Origin of the sequence: Nocardiopsis ansamitocini, assembly GCF_030268225.1 — a bacterium.
Taxonomy (GTDB): Bacteria; Actinomycetota; Actinomycetes; order Streptosporangiales; family Streptosporangiaceae; genus Nocardiopsis_D; species Nocardiopsis_D ansamitocini.
This window is the reverse complement of the sequence record NZ_BSQG01000008.1, coordinates 64,972-88,810: the sequence shown is the minus strand read 5'-3', so window position 1 is coordinate 88,810 and position 23,839 is coordinate 64,972. Positions and strand designations below refer to the sequence as shown.

At 70.7% G+C, this 23,839-nt stretch carries 17 protein-coding genes and 1 pseudogene; 8 read left to right on the top strand and 10 right to left on the bottom strand.

Annotated elements, in window-relative coordinates:
• Window positions 1–189 precede the first annotated feature (189 nt).
• Entirely contained in the window at window positions 190–1,053 is an 864-nt protein-coding gene (locus QSJ59_RS19625; RefSeq protein ID WP_285761174.1) for an arylamine N-acetyltransferase family protein, read from the bottom strand.
• 235 nt (window positions 1,054–1,288) lie between these two features.
• On the opposite strand from QSJ59_RS19625, the gene QSJ59_RS19620 reads away from it, so the two are divergent.
• Window positions 1,289–2,005 (top strand): hypothetical protein, encoded by a 717-nt coding sequence (locus QSJ59_RS19620; protein ID WP_285761173.1) that lies wholly within the window; start codon window positions 1,289–1,291, stop codon window positions 2,003–2,005.
• 53 nt (window positions 2,006–2,058) lie between these two features.
• Here QSJ59_RS19620 and QSJ59_RS19615 read toward each other — a convergent pair whose 3' ends face one another.
• Complete coding sequence (locus QSJ59_RS19615; RefSeq protein ID WP_285761172.1) at window positions 2,059–3,615, bottom strand: OmpA family protein; 1,557 nt, start codon at window positions 3,613–3,615, stop codon at window positions 2,059–2,061.
• 89 nt (window positions 3,616–3,704) lie between these two features.
• Window positions 3,705–4,415, bottom strand: a complete 711-nt coding sequence (locus tag QSJ59_RS19610) for a class I SAM-dependent methyltransferase (protein ID WP_285761171.1) — start codon at window positions 4,413–4,415, stop codon at window positions 3,705–3,707.
• Window positions 4,416–4,518: 103 nt separating this feature from the next.
• On the opposite strand from QSJ59_RS19610, the gene QSJ59_RS19605 reads away from it, so the two are divergent.
• Entirely contained in the window at window positions 4,519–5,454 is a 936-nt protein-coding gene (locus QSJ59_RS19605) for a lysylphosphatidylglycerol synthase domain-containing protein (RefSeq protein ID WP_285761170.1), read from the top strand.
• A gap of 10 nt (window positions 5,455–5,464) precedes the next feature.
• Here the strand turns inward: QSJ59_RS19605 and QSJ59_RS19600 are convergent, their stop codons facing one another.
• Genes QSJ59_RS19600 through QSJ59_RS19590 form a run of 3 tightly spaced genes read right to left on the bottom strand, consistent with a single transcriptional unit; the run spans window position 5,465 to window position 9,553 of the window.
• Window positions 5,465–6,556, bottom strand: a complete 1,092-nt coding sequence (locus tag QSJ59_RS19600) for a glycosyltransferase family 4 protein (RefSeq protein WP_285761169.1) — start codon at window positions 6,554–6,556, stop codon at window positions 5,465–5,467.
• A 10-nt stretch (window positions 6,557–6,566) separates the two neighbouring features.
• The gene (locus tag QSJ59_RS19595; RefSeq protein ID WP_432707511.1) at window positions 6,567–7,523 is read right to left on the bottom strand and encodes a glycosyltransferase family 2 protein; all 957 of its coding nucleotides are present in this window, start codon (window positions 7,521–7,523) and stop codon (window positions 6,567–6,569) included.
• Window positions 7,520–9,553, bottom strand: coding sequence for a hypothetical protein (locus QSJ59_RS19590; RefSeq protein WP_285761167.1), 2,034 nt, complete (start codon window positions 9,551–9,553; stop codon window positions 7,520–7,522). Before QSJ59_RS19590 ends, QSJ59_RS19595 begins: the two co-directional genes overlap by 4 nt.
• Window positions 9,554–9,756: 203 nt before the next feature.
• On the opposite strand from QSJ59_RS19590, the gene QSJ59_RS19585 reads away from it, so the two are divergent.
• Together QSJ59_RS19585 and QSJ59_RS19580 are read left to right on the top strand one after the other, a co-directional pair.
• The gene (locus QSJ59_RS19585) at window positions 9,757–10,551 is read left to right on the top strand and encodes a TIGR03089 family protein (protein ID WP_285761166.1); all 795 of its coding nucleotides are present in this window, start codon (window positions 9,757–9,759) and stop codon (window positions 10,549–10,551) included.
• Window positions 10,552–10,573: 22 nt separating this feature from the next.
• A complete protein-coding gene (locus QSJ59_RS19580; RefSeq protein WP_432707510.1) occupies window positions 10,574–12,019 on the top strand; it encodes an LCP family protein in 1,446 nt (481 codons plus the stop codon).
• A 474-nt stretch (window positions 12,020–12,493) separates the two neighbouring features.
• On the opposite strand, the gene QSJ59_RS19575 is transcribed toward QSJ59_RS19580, so the two are convergent.
• From QSJ59_RS19575 to wecB, 3 genes are all read right to left on the bottom strand, one after another.
• On the bottom strand, window positions 12,494–14,632 hold the full coding sequence (locus tag QSJ59_RS19575; RefSeq protein WP_285761271.1) for a glycosyltransferase: 2,139 nt from the start codon (window positions 14,630–14,632) through the stop codon (window positions 12,494–12,496).
• 316 nt (window positions 14,633–14,948) lie between these two features.
• Window positions 14,949–16,643: a hypothetical protein gene (locus tag QSJ59_RS19570; protein ID WP_285761164.1), complete on the bottom strand. Its 1,695-nt coding sequence runs from the start codon at window positions 16,641–16,643 to the stop codon at window positions 14,949–14,951.
• Window positions 16,644–16,834: 191 nt separating this feature from the next.
• Window positions 16,835–17,929, bottom strand: a complete 1,095-nt coding sequence (gene wecB, locus QSJ59_RS19565) for a non-hydrolyzing UDP-N-acetylglucosamine 2-epimerase (RefSeq protein WP_285761163.1) — start codon at window positions 17,927–17,929, stop codon at window positions 16,835–16,837.
• A gap of 96 nt (window positions 17,930–18,025) precedes the next feature.
• On the opposite strand from wecB, the gene QSJ59_RS19560 reads away from it, so the two are divergent.
• The 4 genes and pseudogenes from QSJ59_RS19560 (at window position 18,026) to QSJ59_RS19545 (ending at window position 22,944) form a co-directional block, all read left to right on the top strand.
• Window positions 18,026–19,738, top strand: coding sequence for a glycosyltransferase family 4 protein (locus tag QSJ59_RS19560; RefSeq protein ID WP_285761162.1), 1,713 nt, complete (start codon window positions 18,026–18,028; stop codon window positions 19,736–19,738).
• Between the two features lie 75 nt (window positions 19,739–19,813).
• Window positions 19,814–21,136 (top strand): nucleotide sugar dehydrogenase, encoded by a 1,323-nt coding sequence (locus QSJ59_RS19555; protein ID WP_285761161.1) that lies wholly within the window; start codon window positions 19,814–19,816, stop codon window positions 21,134–21,136.
• Between the two features lie 182 nt (window positions 21,137–21,318).
• Window positions 21,319–22,569 carry a glycosyltransferase family 4 protein gene (locus QSJ59_RS19550; RefSeq protein WP_285761160.1) on the top strand — a complete coding sequence of 417 codons (1,251 nt, stop codon included), beginning with the start codon at window positions 21,319–21,321 and terminating at the stop codon, window positions 22,567–22,569.
• Between the two features lie 44 nt (window positions 22,570–22,613).
• Window positions 22,614–22,944, top strand: a pseudogene (locus QSJ59_RS19545) (nitroreductase family protein).
• Between the two features lie 22 nt (window positions 22,945–22,966).
• Here QSJ59_RS19545 and QSJ59_RS19540 read toward each other — a convergent pair.
• Window positions 22,967–23,797 (bottom strand): glycosyltransferase family 2 protein, encoded by an 831-nt coding sequence (locus QSJ59_RS19540; protein ID WP_285761270.1) that lies wholly within the window; start codon window positions 23,795–23,797, stop codon window positions 22,967–22,969.
• Window positions 23,798–23,839 lie beyond the last annotated feature (42 nt).

The window sequence follows — 23,839 nt, the reverse complement described above, 5'->3', positions numbered from 1 at the left end:
GTGGCAGGGGCCGACGACGCGCGCCGCAACCCCATCTCCCGGACGCCTGATTGCCCACACCGACGCCCCGGGCCCGGGCGGGGCGCCGATCGACCGCGGGCGGTTCGTTCGGGGCCGCCGGGGGCCGGTGGAGCCGGCCCGCCCCCCGCGTGCAGGCGGCGGTCGCGGGGGCCGCCGCCCAACCTGCCCTCAGTCCTGCGCCGCGGCCTCGACCTTCCCGGCCAGGGCCGCGGCCTCGGCAGGCTCCAGGACGATCCCGAAGACGTCGGCCAGGACCGTCGACACCTCGGCCGGCGCGAGCTCGACGGCCTCCTCGCCACCGGCGCGCGACGTCACCAACCGCGTTCCGCGCAGGACGCTGCGTTCCCCGGCGCTGGTGCGCTGCGCCGTGAGGCCGCGCACGAACGGCGAGTCGGGGTGGGTGGCGGTGTAGTAGTTGCCGACCTCGTGGTCGACGCGGTAGCGCGGCTCCAGCGTGAAGGAGTAGAGATCGGTCGTCTGCTCGTCCGTGGTGGTGCGCAGCACCCACTCCCCGGCGTCCACGCGGTGCACCGAGAAGCCCCGATCGCCCTGCTGCTCCCGGGCACCGTCCGCGAGCCTGATCGGCTCCAGCAGCCCGGTGCCGCCGAAACCGACGTCCGCGACCCAGGCCATGCCCTGGAGGTCCACGACCGCGAGTACCACGTGCGTGGCAGGACGCAGCCCGTGCGCGCCCACGCTCACCCGCGCGGCGAGGCAGGCCACACCGAACCCGACCCGCTCGGCGACGGCGGCGAAGAGGCCGTTGTGCTCGTAGCAGTAGCCCCCGCGCTCCCTGCGCACCAACTTGTCCTGCACCGACTTCAGGTCGAGGCGGGGCTGCTCACCCAGGAGCACCGAGACGTTCTCGAACGGAATGGCGGCCAGGTGGGCGCGGTGCAGCCCGCGCAGCGTCTCCTCGGTCGGGGCGAGCGGGCCCCGGTAGCCGATCCTGGCCAGGTAGGCGTCGAGGTCGAGGTCGGCCCCGCCCCAACTCCGGTCGGGGTCGGGGGCAGGGGTGGAGCGTGCGGTCACCAGGTTCTCCGTACACGACGTAGTGTCAGCCGGACGGCGATCCGGCCACCTCCAAACGGTAGTCGGCCGAGCGCGTGAAGCGGCACCGCGGCCACCGGGTCGCGGTGACCCGCTCAACCGGGGATCGACGGGCACCGCCGGAACCCGCCGCCCTTGCTACGGTTTCGTGTGTCGTGCGCGCCGACGCCCAGTCGTACCCGGCGCCCGCTCCCACCCCCGAATCCGAAAGCCGCCCATGCGATCTCATCCCCCCTCCCCCGCCGCCCGGTGCGCCCTGGCCGCCGGTGCCTTCATGGTGGCCGGCTCGCTGCTCACCGGATGCAGCACGATGCCCTTCGACCTGGACTTCTTCGACGGCGCATCAGCGGAGCCCTCCGGCGAGGCCGCCGCGCCCTCCACGGAACCCAGCGCAGAGGAGGCCCCGTACGCGGTACCCGAGTCCTGCGCCGATGTCGGCGCCACGGAACTGGTCGGCTCGCTGGTGCCGGAGAACACGACCGTCGAGGAGGAGGCGGGCGAGGTGTCCGGCGCGGACGAAGCGCGGCAACTGTCGTGCGTGTGGTCCGGCGGCCAGGCGGCCGACCCGTCGGGAGCGGCGGAGGAAGAACCCGGCGACGAGGCGGCGGTGACCCGTGTCGAGTCCATCGCGCTCGTCTTCACCATCAACGTCGACCCCAGCGACCGGGCCGAAGTGGTGCAGGCAGCCGGCGGCGAGGAGGAAATGAACTGGGAGGTCGACGTCGACGTGGACGTGGACACCTACCGCACCGATGACACCGACACCCTGGGCGGGGAACTGAAGTCCGTCTCGACCGTGGACGGCTCCAACCGGCAGCTGCACCTGTCGCTGCCCGGCGAGTTCCACGTGTCGGTCATCGCGGTGTCCTCCGACGCCACCCAGGAGGACATGGAGCGGATCCTCGTCCAGGCGGTGGAGCAGGCCCGCCGTTAACGACAGGCCGGTTCGGGTCGGCCCCCGCGCGGGGGCCGACCCGAACAGCGGGATCACTCGCCGACGGGGATCTCCGGGATCTCCCCGAAGGGACCGGCCCGCAGGGTGAGCTCCTCGACTCCCTCACCGGGTGCGGGGAAGACCGCCACCAGCTCGTAGGTGTTACCGGGCTGGAGTTCGTGCACCTCTTCGGCGAAACCGTCGTACTTGCCGTTGCCGAAGTTCATCTGTGCGACGTAGCGCACCAGGCCGGTGTCGGGCTCCAGGAGCTGGAAACCGCCCAGGGTGCCCTTGCTGAACTTCTCCGGGCCGCCCGCCTGGAGGGACTCAAGCCCGCCCATGTCGGGGTCGGCCGGCTCATTCGTGGTGTTGGTCAGGGCCACGGTCCCGATCAGGTAGGAACCGTCGCGGCGCAGCGGGTAGACGTCCAGGCGCACCCCCTCGCGTTCCACACTCGCCACGATGTCGCCGTTGTCGTCGGTGAAGGGCGCGGGCCAGCCGACGGTGCGCTGGGCGACGCCCAGTCCGTCGTCGTCGGACTCCTCCTCCACGTCGGGTGCTCCACCGAGCTTGTAGGCGAACTCCACCCGCCGGTTGCGGGCGCGTGCCTGCTCGTCGTCGGGGCCGCCCTCCCGCGCGACCGGCTCGGTGCTGCCGCGCCCCTGCACCTCGTAGTCGTAACCCGGACCGATCTCCTCGGCCAGCAGGTCGCGCACCGTCTCGGCGCGCCGGACCGAAAGCGCCTTGTTGTAGGAGTCGCTGCCCAGTCCGTCGGTGTGCCCGATCACGGTGATCTTCGGGTCGTCGGGGTCGACGTTGCGCACCAGCGACTTCGCCGCCTGGCGCACGACATCGGCGGCCTCCTCGGTGAGGTCGGATTCGTCGAACTCGAACATCACGTCGGAGTGCAGCGAGATCGTCTCGGTGTCCCCGTCACGGGTGATCGAGGCGATCTCGGAGTCCACGAAGCTCTCCACCCACCCCTCGTCGGCCACCGCGTCGTCGTCGGGGCGGCGGTTCTCGAAGGTGAGGTTCTCCCGTGCCGGGGGCGGTTCGGCGAGCGAGAGATGGTCGGCTCCGTTGGGCGCCTCGGGGTCGGGGCGCTCCTCCTCGACGTCCTGGATCGGGATGCCCGTCATGGCGCCCAGTCCGCTGCCGATGAAGGTGACCTGCTCGACCCGTTCGGGGATCGGCGGGAAGTACCTGCGGTACTCGTTGACCGCGCCGTCGTGCACCGGGTACAGCCCGGGCGGGCCGGGGCTGACCGAGCCGTACTTGAACCCGTCGCCGTCGTGGTACTGGCGGTAGACCCGGCCGGTCATCGGGTCGACGAGGGTGTGGGCCATGCTGAGGTTGCGGTTGCTGCCGGTGAACCCGTCGGGATAGTCCACCTCGTAGTGCATGACCGTGTAGTCGGGGGTGCGCTCCAGGCCGGTGATGGAGAAACGCATCACCTCGTCCTGGCCGGTGTCCTGGAAGATGGTCCCTTCCTTGACGTAGGGGAAGTTCTCCCGGACCTGCGGCGGGCCCGAGTCTTCGAAGAGGCTGCACCCGCTGAGGAGCAACGCTCCCGACAGCAACAGGGCGATGGCCGGCGTCGTGCGCGCCATGGGGGAGGTACTCCGATCGTTGGGGGAGACGTACCGGGGCGCGTCCTTTGACGCGCGGAGGATGCGCGGGCAGGGGGTGGGGTGGGGCGTCAGTCCGAACGGCGCCGGGCACGCAGCAGGACGATGCTTCCACGGGTATTGGGTTCGCGGCGGTCGCTCAACGACACGAAGGGGATGAGGGGTGCGGCGAGGTTGAAGCCGACCCGGCCGCCGTGCGCCGAGAGACCGAGGTAAGTGCGTTCTGCCGCCTTGCCGCGGAACTGGTAGCTGTGCTCGGCCACGTCCAGTCCGCACTCGGCCAGCAGCACGCCCAGGTCCTCGTGTGTGTAGGTGCGCTGGACGTGGTAGCGACGGCGGTGGGCGTCGAACAGTTTCGGCCAGGATTCGCGCCGGGACAAGCAGTCGGCCGACATCACCAGCTCGCCGCCCGGCTTGAGCACCCGGGCCATCTCGCGCAGTGCGGCCGGACCGTCGTCGAAGTGCTCGATGGCGCAGATCGACATCACCTTGTCGACGGTGGCGTCGCCCATGGGCAGGCGCAGGGCATCGCCCTCGATGAGCGCGGGGGCGTGGCCGAGCCGGCTCCCCCGCACCATCTTGGCGCGCGCGAGGTCCACCGAGATCGCGCGCGCGCCGCGTTTGCGGGCCTGGGCAGCCCAGTAGCCGTCTCCACCGGCGACGTCGAGGACGACCTGACCGGTGAGGTCGGGACCGAGCCAACGGAGCAGGGTCCCTGCCTCGCGATAGCGGCAGACGTGGATCTGGTGGCCGGCGAAGGCGACGACATCAGGCAAGAGCACGCCAACACCCTAGTGCGTCAGTCATACGTCTTCGTCTCGGTCGGGCGCGGCTGCCGGCCCCGAAACGGTCCGTGGACGGCGCGGGCGGGGCTAACCTGACCGGGTGCTGAGCCGCCTTCGCGCAAACCCCTGGGTGCGCACCGGGATCGTCCTGCTCGTCCTCGGATGTGCGGGGCTGGCGCTGTACGCGCGTTGGGACGAGGCGAGTCAGGCACTGGCCGCACTCCCGACCTGGGTGATCGCGGGATCGCTGGTCGCCGCACTGGCCGGCCTCGGCGCGCAGATGCTGGCCTGGCGCGCGCTGCTGGGCGACCTCGGATCGCCGCTCCCCCTTCCCGTGGCCGCACGCGTCATGTTCGTGGGGCAGCTCGGCAAGTATCTGCCGGGGTCGGTCTGGGCGTTCGTGGCCCAGGTGGAACTCGCCAAGGACTACGCGGTCCCCCGTCGGCGCGGCGTGAGCGCGACCGTGCTCGCCGTGGGAGTGACACTGACGGTGAACCTGCTGGTGGCCGCGGTGACTCTGCCGTTGGCCTCGGCCGAGGCGGCGGCCCGCTGGTGGTGGGTATTGGCCTGCGCACCGGTGCTGTTGGCGGCGCTGCACCCGCGGGTGGTGACCTGGTTGCTGCATCGGGTCCTGCGCCTGACCGGCCGGGGCAAGGACGTCCCCGAGTCGGAGCTGGAACGGATCAGCGGGCGCGGAATGGCCGCGGCGGTGGGCTGGTCCGCGCTGTCCTGGATTCCGTTGGGGCTGCACGTGTGGACCCTGGTGGCGGGGGTGGGCGGCGGCGGGGCCGAGTCGCTTCCGGTGGCCGCGGGCGCCTACGCACTGGCCTGGACGCTGGGCCTGCTCGTCGTCTTCGCACCGGCCGGGCTGGGGGTCCGCGAGCTCGTACTGGTGGTGGCGCTGGCTCCGGTCCTGGCTCCGGGGGCCGCCCTGGTGGTCGCGGCCCTGTCGCGGGTCGTGATGACGGCAGCGGACATCCTTTGGGCCCTGACCGCCCTGGCGACGACGCGTTCTCCCGCCCGGCCCCGGCCGTGAGCCGGGCGGCTCAGTTGGGCAGCAGCGCCGTCAGGTAGCGCTTCCAGTAGGGGCCGGGGTCAACCGGGCGCACACCCGCGCGCAGTCGCTCGGGCTCGCCGGAACGGTAGAAGTCGGTGATGGCGCGGGCGAGGTCAGCGGGATCGCCGGGTTCGCACAGGAGGCCGTCCGCCCCCTCGGTGACGTGGCCGGGGATGGTGCCCGCACGGGTGGCGATCACCGGCAGTCCGTGCTCCTGCGCCAGCCAGACGTTCTGGGTGGCCGTCGCGGAACGGTAAGGCAGCACGGCGGCGTCGGCGTCGGCGAACAGGGCGGCGAGCTGCGCGGCCGGAACATAGCCCTCGTGCCAGCGGACGCGCTCGCCCACCCCCAGTTCGGCGGCCAGGGCGCGCAACTCCTCCGAGCCGCCCCAGAACTCTCCCGCCACGGTCAACGACACCTGCGGGGGGCCGGCCGCCAAGGCACGCAGCAGGACGTCCACGCCCTTGTAGGGCCGCACGATCCCGAAGAACAGCAGCCGGTGGCGTACACCGCGCGGCTCCACGGCACTGGGGGGCGGCGTGTCGGGCAGGTGGGGCGGGAGCTCGGCCAACCGGACCGAGGCGATGGCTCCCGGTCGCAGCTCCCTGGCCAGTTCCTGCTGTTCCGGCGAGTGGGTGAGCACGGCGTCCACCCGGGCCAGCAGACTGCGCATCAGGAGCGTGTCGATCCGCCCTCGCTCGTGCGGGAGGACGTTGTGGCACAGCGCCACCGTCTCGGCGTCACGGCTCGCCCCGGCCAACAGGGTGAGGTAGGGCGGCACCTGGACCGGCGAGAGGACGGTCACCACGACCAGGTCCACCTCCCGGCTGAGAGCGCGACCCACGCGCCACCAGCCGTCCGGCCGATACCAGGCGAGCCGGTGCCGGGTGCCCGGGAACAGGGCGCCCTCGGGGACGTCGATGGTCTGGCGCCCCGGGTAGAGGGCGGCCGGGTACTGCGCGTGCCACGACTCGATGACCACGTCGTGGCCCGCTGCGGTCAACCGGTGCGCGAGCTCGGTGGTGTGGCGGGCGCCCCCGCCCTTGTAGGGGTAGGCCGGACCAACCAGGGCGATGCGCATGGACCCCTCGTCAGACGCCGTTGCGGGAGCGGACGATCAGGTCGGCCAGCAGCGCCATCGACGCGACCATGAATCCGGTCATGAGCAGCATGATCGTGTTGTTGCGGATGTAGACGGGGTCGGTGACGACGTCGTAGACGACCTTGACCGCGCCGATGCCGATCAACCACAGCGCGGGCGGCATCAGCACCTTCAACGGGTTGAAGTACATGACCATTCGCAGCACCTGGAGGATGTAGCGGTAGGCGTCGTGCACGAAGTGGAACTTGGACGTGCCGGCCCGCTTGGCGTAGGTGATCGGCTCGTAGTGGACGTGGTGCTGGTTGGACAGGAAGGCCAAGGTGATCGTGGTGACGCAGGAGAACCCCGGCGGCAGCAGCCGCAGGTAGGGCAGCGAGACCTCACGACGAAACGCCCGGAGCCCTGAGTTGAGGTCGGGGATCTTGGTGTTGCTGAGGCGCTCGGCGATCTTGCGGATCAGCCACTTGGTGGGCACCCGCAGGAACTTGTGGCTGCCCATTTCCTGGTGGCGCGCACCTACTACCTGGTCGACCTCTTCGTCCTTCTCCAGGATCGAGACGAACTCGGGGATGCGCTCGTTGGGGTAGGACATGTCGGCGTCGGTCCACACCACGATCTCGCCACGCGCCCGCTGGGTCCCGATCCGCCGCACGGTCCCGGAACCGCCGTTGGTGCGGAACGGGATGATGCGCATGCGGGGGAACAGGTGCTCGACCCCCTGGAGTCTGGCCAGGGTGGCATCGGTGGAGGCGTCGTCGACGGCCAGCAGCTCGTAGGGGTAGCCGCTGGTGTCCATCGCCGCGCAGATCCGCTCGACCTCGGCCACCACGTGGTCCTGCTCGTTGTAGCAGGGCAGCACGATCGTGACGTAGGGGTCGGCGTCGGGTTCAGGGCTGATTTCGCTCACGGTAGGCAAAGGATAGCGATGATGGCGGTACTGCGTCATGACTCCGGCACGGGCAGGACGGCGACCCAGACGTCGCCGTTGAACGCCCAGGCGCCCGTGGGCGGCTCCATGAGGGTGCTGGGGTCCTGCTCCGTGTGCACGTCGAAGGGGTGGGTGGGCACCGTCCCCGCCGGAAGGTAGGGCTCGATGAGTTCCGGGCCGGCCGCGGCGAGCACAGCGGTCCGGTTCCTGGAATGGATCTGCTCGACGACCTCGCGCACGGACACGGGGTCGGGATCGTTGAGGTGAGCGGTGGGCACCCCGCACATTCCCCTGATGAGCTGCATGAACTTGCTGGCGGTCGAGGGGTCGACGATGACCACGCTGGAATCGGGGCCGATGGCGGCGCAGGTCCGCTCGGTGGCGGCGACCGAGCCCACGTCCGTCCGGTAGGTCATGATCCCGCCGGCGGTGACGGCGGTGGGCACGAGAAGCGCGATCGCGCCCACCGCCGCGACACCGCTGACCGCCCACTCCGGCACCCGCGCGGGGTGCTCGCGCAGGTAGCGCGTCGCCCAGGACAGGAACCACACGGCGAACAGGATGAACGCGGGGATCACCAGGACGATCAGGCGGCGGCTGGCCCAGGGGTGGTCCGGAGTGATGGCCGGACGCGCAAGCGTCGTGGCCACCGTCCAGAGCAACACCATGAGCGGTAGAACCCACTGCGGTTGCCCGCGCATGGCGACCCGGCGCAGCAGCAGGGCGACCCCCAGGGTGGCGAGCAGGACCGCGGCCAGGCCGACGTACCACCCCACCCAGTACAGGCTCATTTCCTCATAGGTGCGGTGGGGGTCCACGAGCAGCCCCTCGATCTCCTGGACCTGGCCGATGTAGAGGCCCGTGGCGTCGTCGCCGTGCCCGCGCTGGGTGAACAGCAGCGGGCGCACCGCGAAACCGGTCATGACCACGATGACCGCCACCGCGAGGCCGGTGGGCAGCCATCCCGGACGGTCGAATCGGGGCACCCCTCTACGCCACAGCACGATCGTGGCCAGGACGGTCAGCGCGATGACACCCCCTGCGAGGAGCAGGAGCGGGTCGAGCGACGCCGACAGGTACTCCAGGTAGGGACGGGACAGGACGAACCCGGCGACGAGTCCGTACCCCGCTCCCACGGCAAGGCCGATCGCCATGGGCAGGGCCTGTCCCCGGCGGGCGAGCAGGAGAAGACCCAGGAAACCGATCACCGGCAGGATGTCGCGTATCCCGTCGATGCGGACGAGCAGCGCGAGCCCGAAGGCCAGCCCCGCCGCCAGGGCGAGCGCATGGGGGGAACCCCAACGCCCGCGCGCCGGGGTGCGGCGGGCCAGGGCCTCGTAGGCGAGGACGAGCGCGCCGAACAGCAGGACCTGGGCGACGGGCTCGGAGTAGGTGGAGCGGCTGACCCACTGCTGGGGCAGGGTCACGGCGAGCAGGAGCGCGGCCAACGGCGCCCACCGGGCGCCCACGAGACGGGCGGTCAGGCCGGCCAGCGTGAGCACGCCCAGCGCCCCGATGATCGGGGGGACGACCACCATGCCGTTGAGACCGCCCGCCCAGTAGCCGAGCGCGTAGACCAGTGGGGCCCCGGCCAGGAACTGCGGCCACACGACGTCGTCCACCTGGTAATAGGCGAGGCTGTTGTAGCTGAGGCCGGGGTAGTCGCCCGCGATGAGCTCGCGGTGCTGCGGGATCGGCAGGAACCCGTTCTGGGCGATCCACGCCGTGTACTGCGCGTAGGACGCCGCGTCGCGTCTGATCACGAACTGTTCGGAGTGGTAGACGATCTGCACCACGGCGAACGCGACGACGATCACCAGGACCAGGACTACGGGCCACCAGGGGGTGTCGTCGGATTCGGGTTCCGGGACGAGCCTGGGTGCCAGCGCCAGCGCCGCCACGACCGCGGGCAGCCCCAGTACCAGTCCGGTGACGGGGGTGAAGACACCCAGCAGGAGCAGCGGGAACGCCACTGACAGCCATGCACAGAGCGCGACGACGGGGGCGAGGGTGACGCGGGAGAGGAGGCGTCCAGGAGTCAGGCGCATGGGGTAACGATGTCAGTTGGACGCCCCGCGTGTGGCGCGGAGATGCCACCGCGATCGCACGAGGTGACCGAAACAGGGAGGGCTGTGCCACTCGACGCCCGTTACCTCGGGTCCAGCGGGCCGAGCGGAGAACCGGTCCACGACGCAGGGTCGGTAACATGTGGCCGAATCCCTCTTCTCCACCACCTGGCAGGAAGGCAGCCGTGTCAGCTCAGACCCCGCTGGAGTTGTGGCGCACCGCAAAGGCCGCGGACTCCGCGCGCCCGTTCGTGACCGCCTACGACGAGGCGACCGGCGGTCGGGTGGAGCTGTCCTACGCCACCTTCGACAACTGGGTGTCCAAGACCGCGAACATGCTGGTGGACGGACTGGCCGCCGAACCCGGCGACCGGGTGGCGATCGCGTTGCCCCTGCACTGGCAGAGTCTCGCCTGGGTACTGGCCTGCTGGTCGACCGGGCTGACCGTGGTCGCGGCCGAGCCGGGGACCGTCCCCGAGGCCGACATCGTCGTCGCCGACGCCGCCCGGCTGGAGGCAGCACTGGCGACCGGGGCGCGTGAGGTCGTCGGATCGTCCCTGCACCCGCTGGGGTTGCCGCTGGCCGACTGCCCGCCCGCGGCAGTCGACTACTCGGTCGAGGTCCGGGGGTACGGCGACCAGTTCTTCGCCGGCTCGGTGGATCCCGCCGGAAGCGCCCTGGAACACGGCGCGGCACGTTTCACCGGTGCCGAGATCGCACAGGCGGCCCGCATCCGAGCCGAGGAGTGGGAGCTGACAGCAGTTGACCGAGTGGCTATCATCGCTTCCACGACAGACCCCCTTTTGGCGCTTGGCCCCGATCTGTCCCGCTTTTCCGCCGTGCTGGCCGGTGCGGCGGCGGTCGTGCTCACCCCAGACCTCGATTCGGCTAGCCTGCAATCGCGACTGGGCATGGAGCGTGTCACGGCCGTTGTCGGCCGCCGGTTCCCCTCCGGCTCCCCTCTCAAGTCACTGACCTGACGCCTACCCCCTTTGGTGTTCGATGCCGACACGATCTTCCTCCCGCCGATCCTCCAGAGCCCGGGCTGCGCAGCGTGGACTCACCGCCGGCGGATGGGTGGCCGTAGCCACGACAGCCCTCGTCATCGGCAGTAGCCTGACCGCCTACGGCGCCTACTACGACATCTACGGCAACATCAGCCAGGAGAACATCGACACCGATGCCTTCGGCGACCGCCCCGGCAAGGTCGAGGGCGCGCTCAACATCATGATCATCGGTTCCGACGTCCGCAGCGGCGACAACGGCGACTACGGCAAGGCCGAGGGCGAGCGCCCGGACTCGCTGATCATCGCGCACATCTCGCCCAACCAGGACGGCGCGACCCTGATCAACCTGCCCCGCGACTCCATGGTGAACCTGCCGGCCTGCGAGGCCAACGGCGACAAGCCCGGGATGGCCGCGCAGTACGGGATGGTCAACTCCGCGATGACCTTCGGCGGCGTGCAGTGCCAGTGGAAGGCAGTCGAGCAGACCACCGGTATCCACATCGACCACTTCATCAGCCTCGACTTCACCGGCTTCAAGGGCATGGTGGACTCGATCGGCGGCGTGGAGATGTGCATCCCCAGCGCGGTGGACGACGACAAGGCCCACCTGGTCCTGGAGGCCGGCAAGCAGGTCCTCGACGGTGAGCAGTCCCTGGGCTACATGCGCTCGCGCTACGGCCAGGGCGACGGCAGCGACCTCAGCCGCATCGACCGCCAGCAGGACTTCCTCGGCGCGATGCTGCGCAAGGTCACCAGCGGCGAGATCATGAGCAGTCCCGCCAGTATCTACGGTTTCCTCGGCTCCGTCACCGACTCCATCACCACCGATGACGAGCTCACCCTGGACAAGATGACCGACATCGCCATCTCCATGCGCGAGGTCGACATGGGCAACATCCAGTTCGTGACCGTTCCCAACGGCCAGGACCCCGCCGACCCCAACCGGGTCGCCTGGACCCAGCCCGACGCCGACCGTCTCTTCCAGGCGATCGCCAACGACACCGAGATCGCGGAGAAGGACGACGACAAGGAGAAGGAAGAGAAGGACGACAGCGCCGCGGACGACTCGGTGAGCGCGGTCCCCGCCGAACAGGTCGCGGTCGAGGTCCTCAACGGCAGCGGCGTCGACGGACGCGGCAGCGAGGTCGCCGACGCCCTGGGCGCCAAGGGCTTCCAGATCACCGGGACCGGCAATCCCGCCGAGGGAACGGTCCCCGCGAAGACCACCGTCTACTACGGTTCCGGCCAGGAGAGCCACGCCAAGTCGGTCGCCGCGGAACTCAAGACCGCCATCGTCGAGGAGAACCCGCTGCTGGCCGGTTCAACGACGGTACAGCTGGTCATCGCAGCCGACTGGGACGGCATCAAGGGCGGGGGCGGTGCGCTCCCCTCGTCGGTCGAGGGCAAGACCGCCGAAGCGACGGAGGACGTCTGCGGCTAGGACCTGTTCCCAGGTCCGCTGCGTGACGGGGCGTCGTTCCCGCTGAGCGGCGAGGTCTCCGGTAGAGGGTTCATCGGCCAGGAAGAACCTGGGTCCCGGGGACCTCGTGGCCGCCCTGGCGGCGACTGGACGGTTCGACCCGGCCGATGAGCAGTGGGCACGGCCCGTACCGTTACCGGCCGTCGCCGCGGACCCGGGTGGACCGCCACCGGAGTTCTGCGCGATCGGCCACCGGCGGCGTCACACCCTCGGGCACGGCATCAACCGGCCCGAACACCACAACGGCGTCGCTGCGCGATCCGACACGCTCGCCAGCCGCTACGGAGCCGCCCCGCCCGACCTGGCCGGGCGAGAGCCGAAGGGCGCGCAACAGGGCGGCGGGCCCGGCGCGCGCCCCGGGCCCGCACGGGCCCTCAAGGCACGCGGCCCACGCGTCGTACCGACGCGCGGGCCGCATCGGCCGGGGCTTTGGGGTCAGGGCTGGGTGAGCGCGCCGCCCACGTTCTCCAGGCGCACCGGCTCGGGGTGCTCGCCCGCGACGATCAGGCGGGTCCACGCATGGCTCACCCCGCGCAGCGAGTAGTTCTCGGTGATCTCGGCACGGGCCGCGTCCCTGGCCGCGTCGAACCGGCCCTCGGTGACGATCGCGTGTACGGCGTCGGCCATCGCCTCGGTGCTCTCGTGCACCCAACGGCGCGAGTAGATGGTGTCCGCGCCCGGCCAGCCCAGCACCACGGGGACCCCGCCGGACGCGGCGCACTCGGCGGGCGCCAGGTGGAAACTCTCGTCATCACTGGTGGAGAGCATGAACCCGACCCTGCGCAGCCAAACGGCGACATCGGGGCCGAACGGGTCGAACACCACACCTTCGGAAAGGGCCTCCGAGCGCTGGATCCGACGGTAGGCGCGCTCGTAGTAGTCACGCTCCTCGGGCCGGTTCCAGATCCACCAGTAATCCCACGGCTGCTTGGTCTTGATCGCCAGCGTGTAGCGGGGGTCGCGCTTGCGCAGTTCGGCGAGCACGTCCAGCCCCCGGTCGAGGCGCTTGCGGGAGGGGGCGATCCCGATCATCCCCAGGGTGTACTCGGCCCCGGGCAGTTTGGGACGCGCCAACTGCTCCACGTCCACCCAGTTGGGGACCACCACCACCTTGTCCGCGGGCCAGCCGGCGAGCTCGCGGGTGAGGTCGGCGTAGTAGGGGCTGACACAGATGATCGCGTCGACCTTGTCGATGTCGAGCTTGCGCGGCCACTCCGCGTATAGCTCGAACCGGTGCAGCCGGACGAGCAGTCGCTGCCCGGGGCGCTTGTGCTGGGCGTAGAACAGCGCGTTGGGTCCGCACCACTCGCAGATCACCACGTCGGCCCAGGCCGCGAGCTCTCGGCTGCGGTACTGGTCGTGGGTGCGCAGTCCCTCCCATTCGTCGAGCCGGACCTCCAGGCCGGGCAGGGAGATCAGGTGGTCGGCGAGGCGGGTGAAGAACTTGAGGTCGTGGCCGGCGATGACCACTTTCAACGGAAGCGCGGCGTCGGTGCCCTCGGGCCGGGGCGGGAAGGCAAGGCCCAGGTAGGAGCGCAGTCGCTCGGCCGCGCGGTCCAGGGTGAAGCGGGCCGAGGCCTCCGCGCAGCGTCGCGCGGCCGTGCGGTAGGTGTCGGGGTCCGCGGCCAGGGCGATCGTGTCGGCGACGGCGTCGAGGTCCCCGTCCGCGAAGAGGGGGTAGTCGGCGCCCAGCAACGACTCGTGCATGGGGGTCCGGTTGAGGACGACGGGCAGCCCCAAGGCTCCCAGTTCCAGCACCTTGGTGGACAGCTCCAGGCTGGCGTCGAGTTCGGGGGCGCGCCAGGACAACCCGATGTCGCACTGGGCCGACAACTCCAGGGCTTCGGCGCGCGGGCGCCCGCCGTGCCACACCACCCCGGGCGTGTTCTCCAGCGCCTTGCCCATCTGCTTGGCCCACTCGGGCGAATCGCGGTGGATCTTGTCGCCGATCATGTGCAGTTCGGCGGGGGTGCCACGGGCTGCGAGGGCGGCGGGCAGCTCGGTCATCTCCAGGGTGTTCCACGCCTGGGCGAACTTGCCGGTGTAGACGAGCTTGAGCGGGGCGTGCGCGGTCCCTGAGGCGGTGAGCCCGTCGGGCACGACCACGGTCGGCGGGAACAGCACGCTCTTGCCACAGGCAGCGGGAACCGCCGATTCGAGGAAACCGCGCAGCTCCTCGGTCTGGCAGAGCAGGAACCGGGAGGCCAGGGCGATATCGGTCAGCTCGGTGACGGCCGTGACCGAGAGGTCGGGGACGTTTTGGGGGACGTCGGTCAGGTAGGTCCACAGCCGGCCCTTGAGGGCGTCGGTGTGGGCTGCGACCGAGGCCAGGCGCTTGCCGCGCACCACGATCAGGTCGAAGCGCTGCCGGCCGTCCAGGGTGGTGATCAGTTCGATCGCCTGTTCGGGGGTGAGCCCCCGCGGGCCGAGGTCGCGGGCCAGCGATTCCTCGTAGGGGCGGCGCACCGTGACGTCGGGCAGCCCCACCAGGGGCGCGACCAGGCGGTCGGTCCTGACCGGGGACTTGAGCAGCAGCGTGGTGTCACATCCGGCCGCGGCCAGGGCCTGGGTCATGGACTGCGCCCAGATGGCCGACCCGTCGATGATGTTGAGGTCGACATCGCCGTAGACGAGTGCGCGGATACTCACGTGGTTCCCTTCGGTCTTTCCCGTGTGTGCCCTCCCCGGTCGGGGCGGCCCACGGGGCCGGTACTGGCCTGCCGACCTTCGAGAGGGTCGGGGCGGCGGGTTCTCCACAAGAGGAGTTGTCCCGCCGTGCGGGCCTGGCGAAATCTGATCTGATTGTGAGTGGGGGCAGAAAACCTCCCCCTACCCCCGGGGCGCTCCGGGGCTAGGGGCGTGTGCCCCTACCCCCTGCTCTCTAGCCCGCTCAGGCCGCGTGGGCGTGGTCGGGTTCGTTGTCGCGGCCTGCACTGCGCAGCCGACCAAGGGCCAGCAGTCTGGCGCCGTGGCGGTTCCACACCCCGGGGTGCAGGGCCTTGCGCACCAGTTCACGCCGGGCGACGTCGGGTCTGATCTCGCTGACGAACACGTACTCCTGTCCGGCGACCGCCCAATCGAGGTCGTCGGGGCGCGCCCCGTCCTCGACCGCTCCTCCGGGGGTGACCGCCGGGCCCACGGCGTCGGCTCCAGAGCATTCTGCCGCGCACAGCGCGTCAGCGAGGAACGCCTCGCCGACCGGTCCGGTCCACAGTGCCACCCACGGAGTGGTGGCCGTTTCGGCGAGCCGGGCCCAGTCCGCACGGGAGCGGCCCACGGTCGCGTCGGCCACGGTCCGCACGGTCAGACCGCGGGCCTGCAACCGCTTGACCCCGGCGAACTCCGTGCACGCCTCGGGCACCACGACCTCGGTGGGTGCATGCAGTTGGCGGAGCACGTCGTCGGCGAAGGCCAGCGAAGCGATGTCGTCGGCGGGGGCGGCCAGCACGGCCACCGCACGTCCGGTCAACGGCAGGGTGTCGGCTCCGGAGCCGGGTGCCAGGTGCACCTGGCCGAGGATCTCGGCCAGGCGTACCGGCGTGGCCCTTGCCAGGAAGATCGCGCGCAGTGCCCGGCGGGTCTCGCCCGGGGTGAGCGGTCCGTCGGCGACCACGCCGGCCAGGTCCTGTGGGGTGGCCCCCGTTCGGGTCGCCTGTTCGGGCAGACCGGATTCGGGGCGGGCTCCCACAAGCAGGGCGCGCGCTCCGCACGCCAGTGCGCGATCGGCCAGCCACGCGGTGCCGACGACTGCCGTGGAGGCCGTACGCAGCGTCTCGGGCAGACCGTCCCAGCGCACCGTCGCGCGGGTGAGGTCCTGCTCGGCGAGCGCCGGCGGCAGCGGGACGGGACGGCCCGCGGAGGGCACGTGCACGGGCGTGGGCACGCGTTCGGGCTCGGCCGCAACCGGGTTGAAACGGTGCAGCGGCACGCCGAGGTCGTCGTCGTGGACGTGGTCGAACCCGAGTGTGGCGAGCGCGGGCGGAGCCGGCGCGTCCTGGACCAGGACCGAGGGAACCCCTCGGGAGGCGGCCGCATCGATCACCCAGCGCAGCGCGCGGGTGCGGTCGGCCGCGGCCGGGTCTCCTATGTGCGCCCACGCGGTTCCCGGCTCGGCTGCGGAAGCCGTGACCAGTACGAGGTCGACGTCCACGGAGTCGAAGACGACCTGGGCGTCGTGCGGGCGGAGCGGGACGATGCGCGCGTAGGGCTCGATGGCCGCGCGTGCTTCGGGCGAGAGCACTCCGGCGACCACGATGCGGCTGTCGTGAGTGCCGGGCGTTCCCGAGAGCAGCCGCGCCTCCTGGCGCTCGGCGTCGTAGGACCGCGACGGTTCTGCGGTCCGACGGCGACGCGCACCGATCTGGTTGGTCCGGGTGCTGCCGCGCCACAGACGGTAGAGCTCGCGGGGCAGCCGGACGAGCCCGCGCGCGGGCCGCTTGGCGGCCCCGGTGAGCGCCCGCCCCACCTGGAGCGAAGTCGACCCCTCCAGTGCGGCGAGTCGGGTCTGGGCCTCGTGGAGCTGTGCCTCCCGGTCGGCGAGTGCCTTGCGCAGCTGCTCGGTCTGGCTCTGGTCACGTCGTTTCATAGCGTTGTCGGCGCGCGTCCCGCCCGCAGCGGCGGGGTGCTGGCGCCGAACCTCCTTTCACGTGCCACTGAGAGATACGGTCCGGCCCTGGCCGGTCCATCCTCGTGCTCCGGACGGGGGTGGTGTCCACAACCGGGGGTGCTTCTCCTGCGAGTGTCGCGAAAACCGCGCCGCCTCGGCGCGCGTCCGGCTCAGCCACGGCGGTCCAGTTCGCCCACCATGACCGCGGCGATGCGCTCGCCGGCGCGGCCGTCCCACAGCGGCGGGATCGAGTCGACCGCCCCGTTGGGGCGGTCCCCGGCGAGGATCTTGGCCATGAGACCGGGGAGTTCGGTGTCGGTCACCAGCCGGTTGGTCCCGTGGGTGATGGTGATGGGCCGCTCGGTGTTGGGGCGCAGCGTGAGGCAGGGCACCCCCAGGATGGTGGTCTCCTCCTGGACGCCGCCGGAGTCGGTGATGACGGCGGTGGAACCGCGGACCAGGGTGACGAAGTCCAGGTAGCCCAGAGGGGGCAGCAGGCGTACGCGCGGGTGGTCGGCCAGGCCGGCCGCCTCGAACGCCGCCTGGCCGCGCGGGTGGACCGGCATGACCACGTCGACCCCGTCGGCGACCTCGTGCAGGCGCGCCACCAGGCGCGCGACGATCGCGGGGTCGTCGACGTTGGCGGGGCGGTGCAGGGTCGCCGCGGCGTAGACGTCGGGCAGCCCCAGGCTCTCGCGCAGGGCCGCGGTGTCGAAGCGGTCGAGGTTGCCCAGCAGGGTGTCGATCATCGGGTTGCCCACGAGATGCACCCGGTCGACCGCCACGCCCTCGTTGACCAGGTGGCCGACCGCTTCGGGGCTGGTTGCGAAGGCGAGGTCGCTCAGCTGGTCGGTGACCCGGCGGTTGACCTCCTCGGGCATGGTCATGTCGAACGAGCGCAGTCCCGCCTCCACGTGGGCGACCGGGATGTGCAGCTTGGCGGCGACCAGGGCCGCGGCGAGCGTGGAGTTGACGTCGCCGTAGACGATGACGAAGGCGGGTGAACGGGAGATGAACTCCGCTTCCAGCCCTACCAGCAGTGCTGCCGTCTGCTCGGCGTGCGATCCCGAGCCCACTCCGAGGTCGACGTCGGGCCGTGGCAGACCCAGTTCGCGGAAGAACACCGCCGACATGCGGTCGTCGTAGTGCTGACCGGTGTGCACCACTGCCTGGCGCACACCCCTCTCCCGCAGTGCGGCCACCACGGGGGCGGCTTTGACGAAGTTCGGGCGGGCGCCGACGATATGCACGACCTCGTTGGACATGCGGGATCTCGCCTCTCAGGAAGTGAATCCGACCGTCCCGTGCACGACGCTTGTGCGTCACCGGGTGGTCATCATCGGGTGCTTTCATTCCGGACCGTGTACGACATCGTGAAAGCGGCCACCTTCACCGCGTCCCTGACCCTGCGCCACCTGCGGGACGAACCCGCCCGGCTGCCGCTCCTGGCCCTGCGGCTGCTCCCCGGGCCGATGCGGCGCGGTGCGCGCCGTACCGGTTCGGGGCTGGGACCGCTGCCCAGGGCCTACGCCCTGTGGGACGCGGGCCGCCGCACCGATGCCGAGGCCGTGGTGCGCGACGCCGCGGAGTCGGCCGGGCCTCGCCGGCTGGCGCGCCTGACCGCCTTCGCGATCGCGGTGGAGCGCCCCGGTCTGGCGGACCTCCTGTTGGCCCGGCTCCCGGAGGGGCCGCGCCGCGCCGCGCTGGCGCACCGGTTGAGCGTCCGGACAGGACGGACCATTCCTGTCCAAACACCTAGCCGGTGGGTCGACGCCAGCGTAGACCGGGTGCGGAGAACTCCGAGCTACCAACCGGTGAACGCTCGGGTACTGCATATCGTCAGCAATGCCCTACCGCACACGAACGCGGGTTACACCCAGCGCACGCACCGGATCGTGCTGGGCCAGCGCGCGGCCGGGCTGGATCCGCACGTGGTCACGCGGGTGGGTTTTCCTCTCACCAAGGGGGTGCTGGACGCGCGGACCACAGTGGAGGTGGACGGGATCCCCTACCATCGGCTGTTGCCGTGGCGGGCCCCGGCCGGCGACGCCGAGGCGCTGGCCGCCGGTCTGCGGCTGGCGGAGCCCTTGGTGCGGCGGTTGCGCCCGGGGGTGCTGCACGCGGCGAGCGACTACCGCAACGCGCGGCTGGCCTTGGAGTTGGGCCGCAGATTCGGTCTGCCGGTGGTCTACGAGGTGCGGGGGTTCCTGGAGGAGTCGTGGCTGTCCCGGGACCCCTCGCGCAGCCCCGACGACGCGTTCTTCGTGGCGGAGCGGGAACGCGAGACCGCCTGCATGCGTGAAGCCGACACGGTGGTGACGCTGGGCGAGGCCATGCGCGCCGAGATCGTGTCCCGTGGGATCGATCCGGCCAAGGTGGCCGTCGTGGCCAACGCAGTGGACGAGGCGTTCCTGGCCCCGCTCCCCGATGGGGCGGACCTGCGACGGGAGCTGGGTATCGGGCCCGACGACTTCGTGGTGGGCACGACGACCAGTTGCTACGGCTACGAGGGACTGGAGTCGCTGGTGGACGCCACCGCGCTGCTGCGCAAGCGCGGGGTGCCCGCACATGCCCTGGTGGTGGGGGACGGCCCGGAGTTGGGTGCGCTGCGCGAGCGGGCCGCGGCAGCGGGGCTAAACGGATACGCGCACTTCCCGGGCCGGGTCCCGGCCGAGCAGGTTCGGGTCCACCACGCGGCGTTGGACGTGTTCGCCGTCCCCCGCCGGGACGACCGGGTGTGCCGCTTGGTGACGCCGTTGAAACCGGTGGAGGCGATGGCGAGTGGGCTTCCTGTCGTCGCAAGTGATCTTTTGGCGCTCAGTGAAATTGTGAAACCCGGAGTGACGGGAGAGTTAATTCCCGCAGGCGACTCGGAAACCCTGTCGAATTGCCTGGAAAGACTGTTTTACAGTCCTGATGTACGAGAGGCGTACGGCTTAGCAGCACGTGAGAGTGTGGGCGCGCATCGCACATGGCGTGCGGCCGCATACATCTACATCGATGTGTACACCACGGTCAATCGTGGATTGTCCGAACCAGGCCATACCTCCTGGACACCGGCAACGCAGAACTAACCTCAGACGTCTAGTTCACTGAATTGCCGTTTCGACCTCTCCGGCAATCGCGAATTCACCACAAGGGAGAGAACTGTGGGCGTCTCGACCGCACCATCAGATCTGGTCGTCATCGGCCTCGGTTACGTGGGGCTGCCTCTGGCGCACGAGGCCAGCAAGGTCGGTTTGAAGGTCACCGGACTCGACGTGAGCCCACGGGTGATCGAGGGGTTGAACGCCGGCCGGTCGCACGTCGACGACCTCTCCGAGGCCGACATCGCCGTCATGCGCGCCGCGGGCTTCCAGGCCACGTCCGACCCGACCGTTCTGGGATCGACCCAGACGATCGTGATCTGCGTTCCCACGCCGTTGTCGGCGGAGGGCGGACCGGACCTTGGCGCGGTCACCGCCGCCGCCGAGGCGATCCGCGCGGAGCTGAAGCCCGGCACGCTCGTGGTCCTGGAGTCGACCACCTACCCGGGCACCACCGACGAGATCGTGCGACCGATCCTGGAGCAGTCGGGCCTGGTGGCCGGTGAGGACTTCTCCCTGGCGTTCTCACCGGAGCGTATCGACCCGGGCAACCCGGTCTACGGTGTGGCCAACACCCCCAAGGTCGTCGGGGGGCACACCGAAAGCTGCGGCGCCGCCGCCGGCGCCTTCTACGGCAAGTTCGTGCAGACGGTGGTCCAGGCGCACGGGACGCGCGAGGCCGAGATGGCCAAGCTGCTGGAGAACACCTACCGGCACGTCAACATCGCGCTAGTCAACGAGATGGCGATCTTCTGCCAGGAGCTCGGGGTCGACCTGTGGGACGCGATCGCGTGCGCGGGGACCAAGCCGTTCGGCTTCCAGGCGTTCTATCCCGGCCCCGGGGTGGGCGGGCACTGCATCCCGATCGACCCGAACTACCTGTCCTACAAGGTCAAGACGCTGGGGTACCCGTTCCGGTTCGTCGAGCTCGCGCAGGAGATCAACGCGCGGATGCCCTCCTACGTGTTGCAGCGGGCCCAGGAGATGCTCAACGACGCCGGTCTCGCGCTGTCGCGCTCCACGGTGCTGCTCCTGGGCGTGACCTACAAGGCCGATATCGCCGACCAGCGCGAGTCGCCGGCGCGCCCGGTGGCGGCCAAGCTCGCCGGCAAGGGCGCCACGGTGAGCTACCACGACCCCCGGGTCGCGGAGTGGACGGTGAACGGCGCAGCGGTGCCCCGCACCGAGGACCTGGAGCGGGCGTTGGCCGAGGCCGATCTCACCATTTTGCTCACCGACCACTCCGAGTACTCGGCGGAGCTGTTGACCCGGAACGCCAAGCTGCTCCTGGACACCCGGGGCGTGCTGCGCCGGCTGGGACCGGACGCGCAGCTGGACCACCGGATCACGACGCCGATCGCGCGCGAGGGCATCCAGGTCCTGTGACCTGAGCAGTGCCTGCCGGGAGGGGCCCACCACAACGGATGGTCGTGGTGGGCCCCTCGCGGTGGACCGGTCCGAGGTTCACTCAGCCAACGCCCCCCCGTAACCCTGCTTTTCACCGGCTGTTTCCCCCATTCCTTAGCGTGGGGCCGCACGACGGGCTGGCAGAGAGGCAGGCGACGGATATGCACGTGCTCGTGGCAACGGTGGTGCACCACCCGGAGGACGCCCGCATTCTGCACCGCCAGATCAGGGCGCTGCTGGACGCGGGACACACGGTCACCTACGTCGCTCCGTTTCGGGCTCGGGGTGTGACGCCCTGGCCGGAGCTGGTCGCGGTGGACGTGCCCAGGGCGGCCGGGCGGCGGCGGTTGGCCGCGCTGCGCGCGGCGCGGCGGGTGCTGGCCGAACACACCCCGGAGGCCGACGTCCTGCTCTTCCATGATCCGGAGCTCCTGCTCGCCCTGCCGTCGAACCGACCGGTGACGGTGTGGGACGTGCACGAGGACCCGGCCGCTGCCCTGCTGACGAAACCATGGGTACCGCGCTGGCTGCGTCGACCACTGGGGCCGGTGGTGCGCGGTTTCGAACGCCGGGCGGAGCGCAGGATGCGGCTGCTGTTGGCCGAGGAGGGCTACCGGGGTCGGTTCCGCGGTGAGCACCCGGTGGTACCCAACACGACCTACGTGCCGGGGCAGCCCGGACGCGAGCCAGGTGCCGATCGGGTCGTCTACCTGGGGCAGCTTTCCATGGCGCGCGGCGCGGCCGAGCTGGTCGAGCTGGGGCGGCGGCTGCGCCCGCACGGGGTTTCGGTGGAGGTGATCGGCGCGGCCGACGCCGAGGTCAGGCCGATGCTGCGTCAGGCGCAGCTGGAGGATGCGATCCGCTGGTACGGGTTCGTCCCCAACGACCAGGCGCTGCGGTTGGTCGGGGGCGCGTTGGCGGGACTGTCCCTGCTGCACGACACCCCCAATTACCGCCACTCCCTGCCGACGAAGGTCGTGGAGTACATGGCGCACGGCCTGCCCGTGGTGACCTCGCCCAATCCCGCGGCCGCGGCACTGGTGACGGACCAGCCGCAGGGCGAGTGCGGGATCGTGGTTCCGTTCAACGACGCGGATGCCGCGGTCGAGGCGGTGTTGCGGCTTCGCAAGGACGCCCGACTGCGCGGCGACTACGCCCGTACCGGGCACACGATCGCGCGGGACCGGTTCCACTGGCCGGTGCAGGCCGAGGCGTTCGTGCGGACGCTGGAGGAGTGGGCGGGGTGCGAACGTCCGACGCAGCCCCAGGTGTTCGTGCGCCGGGAACGCGGCGAGTCGGCGGGCGAGCCCGAAGGCCCGGAGGTTCCCGGGTTGCCACAGCAGGCGGGGACACAACAATGGCGGGGGCCACGCCGCGGGGCCGGAATCACCGCCTCGGACAGCGATTTGTGAATCGGGAAGCAGAAGATTTCGCTTTCCCGTCCGATGAGGTGGTCATGTTCCACCCCGCCCCCCTGGAACTGGCCGGAGAAGCCCAGAACCCGCTGTTCGGTGAAGCCCGCAGCGCCAAGACGTTCACCGGTGAACCGGTCACCGACGGGCAGGTGCGCGCGATCTACGAGCTGGTGAAGTACGGGCCGCAGGTCTGGCCGCAGGTCTGGCCGCAGGCCCGATGACCGGCTCCGATTTTGCCGGCGTGGACGCGGAGTTCCATCCCGACAAACGGCTGCGGAACCTGGTCGTGGTGAACATCGGCCGCCCCGGCCCCAACGCCTGGCAGGCACGGCTCCCCGCTTGGAATACGACGAGATCGTCGCCGAGCTTTGAGGCGTCGAGGAGCCGGGCCGGATCAGATGACGGGGGGCCGGCCGTCCTTGGTCATGCGCCAGGCGGTCGACCATCGAATGGGGGTACGGGGTCCGGCATCGCTGCGCCAGCCCTCGCCGAACCCTGAGAACCAGGAGCGCAGCGCGGGGCGGGAACGCTCGCGCAGCACCGTCATCCCCACCCACGTGCCCAGGTAGGCCAGTGCCAGCGGCCAGGGGAGGTTGCGCCGTGCCAGCCATACCCGGTTGCGGGCGTTGAGGCGGTAGAAGTCTGCGTGCCGGGTGGGGGCGACCGCAGGGTGGTACATAACCGCTTCGGCGTCGTACTCGATGTGGAAACCGGCATCGAGGATGCGCCAGGCGAGGTCGGTCTCCTCATGGGCGTAGAAGAACGCTCCGGGCAGCCCCCCGCCCATGTCGAAGGCGGTGCGTCGAACCGCTGAGGCGCCGCCCAGGAAGGTGGTGACCCTGCTGGAACGCCGGGGGTCGCCCACGCGCAGCCGGGGGACGTGTCTGCGCTGGTCGGGCCCGCCGTCGGGGTCGGCGATACGGAACGACAGCGCCCCCAGCTCGGGGTCGGCGGCGAAACGGTCGTGCACGTGACGGGCGAGATCACGCGATCGGTACCAGCCGTCGTCGTCGAGGAAGACCACGATGTCGCCGGTACTGATCTTGACGCCCTCGTTGCGCCCCGCCGGGATTCCGATGTTCTCGGGCAGGCGCAGCGTGACAACGCCCTCTCCGAGTTCGGGGAGGTCCGAGCCGTTGCCGACGACGATGACCTCGGTGTCGACGTCCTCCTGCTCGAAGACGCTCTGGATCGCCCGGCGCAACTCCGCCGGGCGATTTCCCATGGTCAGCAGGATCACCGAGATCTTCAACCGCTGCACACCTTC